Here is an 8,523-nt window from a genome sequence, read left to right as displayed (position 1 = left end):
GGCGTGGCAGGATGCGGGCGTGCCCCGCAACCCCGCCGACCTCTACGACGCCCTCCTGGCCCGCGCCGCGGCGGTTCTCGGCACGCCCACGCCGGCGGCGACCCGGACGCGCCTCTACGCCCTCCTTCGCCCCCGACGGCTTGCGGAGGCGCCGGAGGTCCGGGGCGTCCTGACCGATCTGGCGATCGGCCCCAGCTACGCCCGCAACCACCTGCTGTCGCTCGGGGGCTGGCCGGACGACGTCGTGGCGCTCGTCCGCCGCGGCCTCCCGTTGACCGTCGCGCGCCGCCTGGCGCGCGAGGCCACCGAGGTCCGCGAGGCGGCCCTCGCGCGCGCCGAGGCCGACCGCGCCGCCGGCGCGCCCGGCACGTGGGGCCAGCGCGTGGGGCGCGCCCTGGAGCGGGTCCGCCTCGAACGGGAGGCGCCGAACGTCGCGCCGGAGGACGGCTGGCTGCCCGCCGCCCCGGCCCCCGACCCCGGGCCCGGACCCGCGGGCGACGTTTGGCGCTTCCCCGCGCCCGCGGGGGCCGCGCCGGGCGGGGAGATCCTCCACCCCGACGTCGTGGACGCGATCCTCGCGCGCTACGCGGTGCCGGGCGAGCGGCTGGTGGACCTCACCGCCGGTCCGGGCACCGTCGCGCGGGTCGCGCAACGCCGCGGCCTGCCCAGCTGGTCGGCGGACGTCGACCCGGGCGCGCCGTTCGTGCACCGCATGGACGCCACCGCCCCCCGGTGGGGGGACGGCCTCCGGCCCGGCTGCGCCGACCTGGTGGTGCTCCACCCGCCGACGTACGACGCGTGGGCGCGCGACCGCGGCGACGACGAGGTCGCCGGCCCCGAGGGGTACGCCGCGCTCCTGGGGGAGATGATCCTCGCCGCGCGCGAGGTCGCCGCGCCCGGGGGGCGGCTGGTCCTGATCGCCCGCCCGGCGCGGGCGGGCGGCACCGTCCGCACGACCGTCGGGCCCCTCGAGCGCGAGCTCGAGGACGTCGGCGCGACGCTGACCGGGTACCACCTGGCCGTCGGGCACCGTGGCGGCGAGGACTGGCACGTCCTCGTGGGGCGCGTGCCCGCCCCCTGAGCCCACGGCACCCCCACCCAGTCCACCCCCGACGCGTCCACGACGTAGCGGAATCGCTACACCGCGTCAGGCACGGCCTTCTTTACCGTGACGGGGAACGTGACGCCGGCACGAGTTCCCCGCTCGGCCGGAGGTTCTCCGGGAGGCCTCACCATGCACACGCCCCGCCTGCTCGTCGCCGTTGCAAGCCTCGGCCTCGTCCTCGCCGCGTGCGGTCTGCGACCGAGCGACGCCCCGGTCGAGGCGTCGACGCGCGCCCCCCTCGAGGTCGAGGTCGTCGTCGACGCCGACACCCCCACCGCGACGCTGCCGCTGCGCGGCGACGTCGTCGACGTCGTCGTCGATTGGGACGAGGGCGCCCGCGACTGCCCCGACGCCGTCCGCGAGGCCGGCAACGTGACGTGCGCGTACGACGTCGAGGACGGCGCCGCCACGACGAAGACCGTCACCGTGACCGCCATCCCCGAGACCGGCCCCGCACTGGAGCAGTTCGGCAACGGCGCGGAGGGCTACCCCGACGCCGACGCGATCCAAGCGGTCCGCAGCTTCGGCGACGTCGGCCTCACCCGCCTCGCGGGCGCCTTCCGCGGGGCGGAGAACCTCAAGGCCGTCCCCGACACCCTCCCGAGCACCGTCGACGACCTCGGCGACGCCTTCAAGGGCGCCACGACCTTCAACCAGGACCTCTCCGGCTGGGACGTCCGCAACGTCACGACCCTGACCCGGGCCTTCCAGGGTGCACGCACCTTCAACAACGGCGCACCGTCCGGGACCGACGCCCCCCTCGACTGGACCCTGGCCGACGGGGCCGACACGACCGACATGTTCGACGGTGCCGACGCCTTCGCGTACGCCGGGACCCTGTTCGGCGCGCAGGACCCCACCACCCTCGACGTCGACGCCTTCGCCGCCGCCGGCGTGAGCGGCGTGGACGCGACCAACGTCGACGTCGTGACCGCCGTCCTCGTGGCGCGCGGCGCGGCCGCGCAGGCCGACGCGCCCACCCTCCAGGCGATCGTGAACGCCCACGCCGCCCTCCTCGCCGTCGTCGAGACCGGCACCGGCACGCTCTCCGCCGAACAGCTCGCAGCCCTCGGGTTCGACGGGCTCCTCGACGACCCCGCGAGCGCGACGAAGCGGGCGCTGTTCGCGGACGCGTTGCGGTCCGCCGACCCCGACGACGTCGCGACGTACGCCGCACTCGCCGAGCGCGCCGGCACCGCCGACGCCCTCGTCGCGACCGCGGTGACGGGCTCGGCGGACCCCCGCCTCACCGTCGAGCGCCTCGACGACCTCGGGATCACCGGCGTGCACGACGGCAACCTCGACGAGTTCCTCGCCGCGCTCGCCGCCACCGACGACCCGTCCGACCTCGCCACCCTCGACGGCGTGCAGGACGTCGCCGACGACGCCGCCCGGCCCGACCCCGGCGGGGGCGACGCCGCCCCCACCCCCACGAGCGGCGTCGTGACCATCGGCGGCGAGGCGATCACGGTGGACGCCGTCACCTACATCGCGGGCGCCGACCGCTACTCCATCCCGCTCCCCCCGCTGCCGAACGGCACGCGCAGCCTGGTTGTGCTGGGCGACCCGAGCCAAGGGATCGGCGAGGTCGAGTACAACCTCTTCACGGCCCCCGACGACGGGTTCGCCGGCGGCGGGACGACCGCGGAGAACCGCCAGCTGACGATCGCGCAAAACGCGGGGACCGTGACGATCACCGGCACCGTCACGCTCGACAACACCTTCGGCACCGGCGAAACCCTCACGACGACGTTCGCCCTGGTCGACGTCGCGATCGAGGCACCGGCCCCCCCGCCCCCGGGCGGAGGGGGGGGCGGTGCGCCCCCGCTCGACCCGATGGTCCTCACCACCGTCGAGCTGAGCGCCTCGGACACCGTGGCGCTACAGACGAGCGGACAGCTGCGCGTCACCGTCGATTGGGGCGAAGGCGCGGACAATTGCCAAACCGTGTACGGGGCCCCCGCGGAGACGCCCGTCACGACCCTCGGGTGCCAATGGGCCACGGGCGGCGTCAAGACGATTCGGATCCAGGCCGACGCGGGCCCGGCCCCCTACCTCGAGAACTTCGGGACGCTCGAGAACGAGGTGAACGTCGGCCTCGCGTCGATCACGTCGTTCGGCGATCTCGGCATCACCGGCCTCCGCGGGGCGTTCCTCAAGGCGGACGCGACCCTCGCGTCGCTGCCCACCGACCTGCCCGACACCGTGACCGACCTCTCGTACGCCTTCCAGTTCGCCACGCACGTCCCGTCCGACGTGACGCAGTGGGACACGTCGAACGTGACGAACATGGCGCAAACGTTCAACCAAGCAGAGTCGTTCGACCTCGATCTCTCGGGCTGGGACACGTCCAGCGTGACGAACATGACCGGTCTGTTCCAGCGCGCCACCGCGTTCGACCAGGACATCTCCGGCTGGGACGTCGGCAACGTCGAGAGCATGGCCGCCATGTTCAAAGGGACGGCCCTGACCCCCACGGACTTCGACCAGGACCTCTCCGGCTGGGACGTCGCGAACGTCTCGCAGCGCGATTCGTTCGACGACAACTCCAACGATGACTGGACGGAGGCGGAAAAGCCGGCGTTCCCCCCGCCCCCCGACCTCTCCGCGGTGGCGTTGGGGCTCGACCACGCCTGCGCGGTCGACAACGGCACGCTCGCCTGCTGGGGGGCCGACGCGCGGCCCTCCGGGAAGCTCGGAAGCCCCGACGGGCCGGGGACCGGCGTGACGTACGCGCCGGTCACGGTGTCGGGCAGCGACGGCTTCGGCGCGGTGACCCCGACCGATCTCGCCCTCGGGGAGCAGGACAGCTGCGTCCTGGAGGGCGGCACCGTGTACTGCTGGGGCCAGAACTATGACGGGCAGCTCGGCGTGGGCGTGGGCGGCCCGGACGACTTCTTCACCGTCGCGGTGACGCGCGCCACGCCGGTCGTCGCGAACGCCGGCGCCGGCTTCGCCAACACGTCCGTCACCGACGTCGCGATCCAGCCGGGGACCGCGTACCGCCCCCTCACCTGCGCGATCGAGAACGGGTCGGTCTTCTGTTGGGGCTTCAACGGCATCAACGACGTCCCCGGGGCCCTCGGGGACGGCACCACGAACGCCAGCATCGTCCCGGTCGCCGTCAGCGCCACCGACGGTTTCACCAACGCGAACGCCACGGCGGTCGACGCCGGCTTCTCCGGAACCGCCGGGTCGTCCGGTTCGCCGTACGCCTGCGCCCTCGAGGACGGCTCGGTGTTCTGCTGGGGGAACAACGCCCGCGGCACCCTCGGCACCGGCACGACGTACGACGTGAACACGCCCACCCGGGTCGCGAGCACCACCGACTTCGACAACGCGAACGTCACCGCCATCAGCGCATCGCGCCACACCTGCGCGATCGAGGACGGCAGCGTCTACTGCTGGGGTCGCAACGACCGGGGTCAGCTCGGGGACTTGGCCCCTATCGACGCGACCGAACCGGTCTTCGTGAGCCCGACGGGGACGTTCACGAACACGAACGTGACCGCCATCGACACCGGCTGGAACCACACGTGCGCCCTCGAGGGCGGGTCGGTTTACTGTTGGGGCGCGAACGAGCAGGGGCAGCTCGGGGACGGCAGCAACGTCGACCGCACGGCCCCGGTCGAGGTCGACGCGGGGCCCGCCGGCTTCGGGAACGACGGCGTCGACGCGATCGCCCTCTCGCTCGACGCCACCACCTGCGCCCTGAAGCAGGGCGACCTGTTCTGCTGGGGCGGCGACGGCGACGCCGCCCAGCGCGGGTCCGCCGGGCAGGACGCCGGTCTCCTCGGGGCGGGGGAGGCGAGCGAGGCGACCGACGTGCCGACCCGCGCCACGCTGTTCGAGTAACGCCGCCGCCCGCACCCCCCGACGGCACGAGACTTCGGCCCGCCCTCCAGGGCGGGCCGTTTGCCGTGCCCGCTTACGGAGTGCGCGCCCCACCCGCGCGTACCCTGGCGGCATGAGCGATGCGAGCACGTTCGAACCCGGAGGCCTCGCGGTCGTCGTCGGCGCGTCCGGCGCGATCGGAGGGGCGTTGGCCGACCGCCTGGAGCAGGACCCGCGCTTCGCGCAGGTGCTGCGGCTCTCGCGCACCGGCGAGCCGCGCCTCGACCTGACCGACGAGACCACGATCCAGGCGGCCGCGGAGGCCGCCAAGGGGACCGGCCTCCCGGTCCGCCTGGTGATCGACGCGACCGGCTTCCTGCACGACGAGGACCAACGCCCCGAGAAGACCTGGCGGCACCTCGACCGCGCGAAGCTGGCCAAGGCGTTCGACCTGAACGCGATCGGACCGGCGCTGGTGATGAAGCACTTCCTGCCGCTGCTGCCGCGCGACGGACGGGTCGTGTTCGCGACGCTGTCGGCGCGCGCGGCGAGCCTGAGCGAGAACACGATCGGTGGTTGGTACGGCTACCGCGCCAGCAAGGCCGCCCTCAACGCGCTCGTGCGCAGCGCCGCCGCGGAGCTCGGCCGCAAGGCCAAGGGCTCGATCTGCGTCGCGCTGCACCCCGGGCACGTCGAATCGAAGCTGTCGGCCCCGTTCGGGGCGGGCGGGCACACCAGCTACGACCCCGACGAGGCGGCCGCGAACCTGATCGGCGTGCTCGACGCCCTCGAACCGGCGCAGTCCGGCGGGTTCTTCGACGAGACCGGCGTCGCGATCCCCTACTGACCGCCCGTCGAAGGCCGCCGGCCCTCGCCCGGCGGGGCCCCCACGTCAGTTGACGTCGCCGGACGCCCGCCCGACCAGCAGTGGATGCGCGAACCGGATGCGCCCCAGCGCGTCGTACGCCAGGGCGTGCGCGACGCCGGGCACGAGCGTGGCGTTGGGGTGGAAGGTGGCGTAGGCGACGCCCTCGACCGCGTCGCGGTCGGGCGTCCACGCGCCGACGTGCAGGACCGGCCACGGCATCGACCAGCTCGCCTCGTTCAACGTCGCGCACGCGTCGAGCGCCGCGTCGTGCGCCGCGTCGGACCCCGGTGCGGCGCCGTCGAGGGCGGGCGGGCGGAGGTGCACGCGGGCGAGCATCCCGCGCCCCAGGCCGGGGTGGTCGGCCTGGGCGTGCAGCGTGACGCGTGCCACGAGGTCGCCCTCGCGCAGGGTCGCGTCGACGGCGCCCTCGGCGGGGTCGCCGCCGACGCGGTCCGCCGCCCCGGCGAGGACGTCGGCGGCGGCGCGCAGGTCGGTCGCGCCCGCGGTGCGGGGGGCCTCCCGGCCGAGCGGGAGGAAGACCGCGTCGACCGCGCCCAGCATCGCGTCGGCGTCGGGACGCGGACCGCGCCCCGGGACCGGGACGGCGTCCACCGCGACGCCCTCCGCGAGGCCGAGCCGGTGCGCGCCGGCGACGAGGGCGTCCGCCTGGCGTTCGGCCCAGGTGACGGCCAACAGCGCGCGGTCGGCCAGCAGGCGCGCGCGGAACGCGCGCGTCTCCGGCCGGAAGAACACCCGGCCGCGCACCCCGAGGCGTCCCCCGCGGAGGTGGATCTCGTAGAGGTGGGCCGCGCGGTTGAGCCGCGCGACCGACGTCCGAAGGGCGCGATCATCGCCGGCGGCGGGGACCACCCCGCGCAGCGTCGCGGTCTCGAACGACGCCCAGTACGTGGGGCGCCCGCCGACGTCGTGGGGCCCCTCGACGCGGATGCGCTGCGCGAGCCGGTGCGCCCACCAGGTGAAGCCGTCGGCGTGCCACGCGGTCCACGCGTCGTCGATCCGAAGCCGCTCGTGCACCGCGAGAAGCGCCGCGCGCGCCTCCGCGTCGACGCGGAGCGCGCCGCGCCCCGCACCCCCCGTCGCTCGGCGGTCTGCGTCCTCCATGGCCGTCCCTTCCCGCGTCCGCATCGGGACCGCGGTCGCGCCCGTCGGGGCGCCCCCGGCGCGGACCGCGGGTCGGTCCGCCGCGAGGGAAGACCGAGTCTCGACCCCCCATGCGACGGACGGCGTCGCACGCAGCGCGATCGGTGGGGCGTGGCACGATGACGGGGTCCCCGCCCCCCCTGCGACGCTCCCCGTCGCCCGCGGGGCGTGGCGTGCGCGCCCCCGCCCTTGGGGACGCACCGGCGTCGCGAGGCCCGCCCCTCGTAGCGACCCCCGATGCACGCGAACGCGCGAACGCGCAAACGTGTGTACAATGTGCATACGTTCGGAGGGGTCGTCATGAAGGTCAAGTTGGTCAGGATCGGTAACTCGAGGGGGGTCCGCATCCCCGCTTCGGTGATCAAGGAATGCGGGTTCCACGACGAGCTCGAGATGCGGGTCGAGGACGGCGCCGTCGTCCTCGAGCCGACGCGAGGCGTGCGCGCGGGGTGGGGTGCGGCCTTCGAAACGATGGCCGCCGCCGGCGACGACGCGCCCGTCCTCCCCGACGGCGTCGAGCCCGACGTCGATTCCGACGACTGGACCTGGTGAAGCAGGTCCGCCGGTACGAGATCCACCTGGTGAACCTCGACCCCACGCAGGGGTCGGAGATGCAGAAGACGCGACCGTGCGTCGTCGTCTCGCCGGACGAGATGAACCGGCACGTGCGCACGGTGATGATCGCGCCGATGACCTCCACGCAGCGCCCCTACCCGACACGCGTGGACCTCACCTTTCAGCGGAAACGGGGTCAGGTCGTACTGGATCGGATCCGGACCGTGGACAAGGCCCGATTGGTCCGACGTCTGGGCGTGCTGCCCGAAGCCCACGCACGCGACGTGGCGCGCATCCTGCAAGAGATGTTCGCGTACGGCGAGGCCTAGCGCGGATCCACGCGCGTCGCAGCGACGGGCCGAGGGGGCGTCCGGCCCCCACGCGACGCGGACGCCCCCCGTCGCCGCCCGTCCGACCCACCCCCTCCCACGCCCACGAATCGACGGGGGTGGGGCGTGGCACGATGAATGGGACCCCGCCCCCTCTGCGACGCTCCCCGTCGCGCGTGGGGGGCACCCTCGAACCCTCGCGCCCCCCGGCGCCGGAACGGAGGCCCGCGTGCCGTTGCACCGCCGCACCCACGTCGTCGACGACCCCACCGCCTGGCGGGCCACCCAGGCGGCGCTCGCCCGCGCCGGCGCGCTCGGCGACCGCGTCCTCACCCTCGAGACGCTCGCCGCCCACCTCGCCGGCGGGTTCCTGCGCGTCGCGACCGCCGCCGACGTCCGCACGGCCGTACGCACCCTCGAGACCGACGCCCTCCCGGCGTTGCGCACCGTCGCCGACCTCCCCGGCTTCGCCGACGCCGCCACCCGCACCCTCCTCGCCGCCTGGCACGCCGACCTGCCCCCCACCGCCCTCGCCCGCGAGCCGCACGAGGGCGCCGCCGCCGCCCGCCTCGCCGACCTCGCGACCCTCGAGACCCACGTCCGGCGCACCCTCCCGACCCCCGTGCTCCCCCCCGCCGACCTCGTCGCGCGCGCCGCCGCGCAGGCCCCCC

At 75.1% G+C, this 8,523-nt stretch carries 7 protein-coding genes; 6 read left to right on the top strand and 1 reads right to left on the bottom strand.

Going from position 1 to position 8,523, the window contains the following annotated elements; genetic code table 11:
* The 3 genes from RI554_09105 to RI554_09095 all read left to right on the top strand — a co-directional run.
* Positions 1 to 1,081, top strand: a 1,081-nt coding sequence (locus RI554_09105) for a hypothetical protein (protein ID MDR9392170.1), incomplete at its 5' end; no start/stop codon positions are given.
* Between the two features lie 153 nt (positions 1,082 to 1,234).
* On the top strand, positions 1,235 to 4,960 hold the full coding sequence (locus tag RI554_09100) for a BspA family leucine-rich repeat surface protein (GenBank protein MDR9392169.1): 3,726 nt from the start codon (positions 1,235 to 1,237) through the stop codon (positions 4,958 to 4,960).
* A 112-nt stretch (positions 4,961 to 5,072) separates the two neighbouring features.
* Positions 5,073 to 5,786, top strand: a complete 714-nt coding sequence (locus RI554_09095) for an SDR family oxidoreductase (protein MDR9392168.1) — start codon at positions 5,073 to 5,075, stop codon at positions 5,784 to 5,786.
* A gap of 45 nt (positions 5,787 to 5,831) precedes the next feature.
* On the opposite strand, the gene RI554_09090 is transcribed toward RI554_09095, so the two are convergent.
* The gene (locus RI554_09090) at positions 5,832 to 6,929 is read right to left on the bottom strand and encodes a hypothetical protein (protein ID MDR9392167.1); all 1,098 of its coding nucleotides are present in this window, start codon (positions 6,927 to 6,929) and stop codon (positions 5,832 to 5,834) included.
* 339 nt (positions 6,930 to 7,268) lie between these two features.
* On the opposite strand from RI554_09090, the gene RI554_09085 reads away from it, so the two are divergent.
* The 3 genes from RI554_09085 to RI554_09075 all read left to right on the top strand — a co-directional run.
* Positions 7,269 to 7,520: an AbrB/MazE/SpoVT family DNA-binding domain-containing protein gene (locus RI554_09085; GenBank protein ID MDR9392166.1), complete on the top strand. Its 252-nt coding sequence runs from the start codon at positions 7,269 to 7,271 to the stop codon at positions 7,518 to 7,520.
* Positions 7,418 to 7,852, top strand: coding sequence for a type II toxin-antitoxin system PemK/MazF family toxin (locus RI554_09080; protein ID MDR9392165.1), 435 nt, complete (start codon positions 7,418 to 7,420; stop codon positions 7,850 to 7,852). Before RI554_09085 ends, RI554_09080 begins: the two co-directional genes overlap by 103 nt.
* Before the next feature lie 229 nt (positions 7,853 to 8,081).
* Positions 8,082 to 8,523: hypothetical protein (locus tag RI554_09075; GenBank protein ID MDR9392164.1), on the top strand; the 442-nt coding region annotated here is incomplete at its 3' end.

The organism is Trueperaceae bacterium (assembly GCA_031581195.1).
Taxonomy (GTDB): domain Bacteria; phylum Deinococcota; class Deinococci; order Deinococcales; family Trueperaceae; genus SLSQ01.
Note: the sequence above shows the minus strand (reverse complement) of the source record. Positions and strands in the feature narration are given on the sequence as shown.

What these genes read in the sequence shown, in the direction of transcription:
- RI554_09100 (MDR9392169.1), top strand. Translation starts at nt 1,235, where the DNA reads ATGCACACGCCCCGCCTGCTCGTCGCCGTTGCAAGCCTCGGCCTCGTC.
- RI554_09090 (MDR9392167.1), bottom strand. Translation starts at nt 6,929, where the DNA reads ATGGAGGACGCAGACCGCCGAGCGACGGGGGGTGCGGGGCGCGGCGCG.
- RI554_09085 (MDR9392166.1), top strand. Translation starts at nt 7,269, where the DNA reads ATGAAGGTCAAGTTGGTCAGGATCGGTAACTCGAGGGGGGTCCGCATC.
- RI554_09095 (MDR9392168.1), top strand. Translation starts at nt 5,073, where the DNA reads ATGAGCGATGCGAGCACGTTCGAACCCGGAGGCCTCGCGGTCGTCGTC.